The organism is Anaerostipes hominis (ex Lee et al. 2021) (assembly GCF_002270485.1).
GTDB lineage: Bacteria > Bacillota > Clostridia > Lachnospirales > Lachnospiraceae > Anaerostipes > Anaerostipes hominis.
The window spans coordinates 1-638 of sequence record NZ_NQOG01000074.1 but is presented as its reverse complement, the minus strand read 5'-3'; the positions used below and the strand labels follow the sequence as shown (position 1 = coordinate 638).

At 41.7% G+C, this 638-nt stretch carries 1 protein-coding gene; it reads right to left on the bottom strand.

The genetic code is table 11. From position 1 onward, the window contains the following. Window positions 1–638 (bottom strand): IS91 family transposase (locus CI597_RS17585; protein WP_186992546.1); only part of this gene is annotated, 638 nt, incomplete at both ends.

Here is a 638-nt window from a genome sequence, read left to right as displayed (position 1 = left end):
ATTTCTAAAACAGTCATTTTGTGCTTGCAGTTAGGACATTCCAAAGGATCGTAACCGAAGGAAGTCAAAATGGCAGTTCTCCATTGATTAAAACTCCGATAGATACGGTGTTTGCTTTTAGAAACGGCACGGTAAAGTTTGGAATCAATTTCGCGGTGTCTGGCGTATAAGCCGCCATATCGAATCATTTTAAAATGTTTTTCAGGGATGTGGCGAATCAACCGCTTGATGAAGTCAATTGCGGGAATTGTTTCCTCTATATATTTGCCATCTTCATGGCGGTTGTAGTGGAAAGTGACATTATCGCCATCATATTTATCGATTCTGGAGGTGGCGATAACAGGGCGTCCAAGATAACGCCCAATATATTTGATAACTGTTTTGGGGTCACAGAGATTGGGCTTAGCATAAACATAAAAGCCCTGTTTATGATCGGTATAACATTTTGATTTTATCTTCTTAAAGGATGGCCCAATGATAGATTCCATTTCGTTCAGGAGAGCCGTGCGGAAAGCATTACGGAGAAAATTGTAATGAAAGTGTTTCACATGACGCCAGAAGCCGTCATCACTAAAACCGCCTTCGGAGATAAGGCAGTGGATATGAGGGTTCCATTTGAGATCCCTGCCGAAGGTATG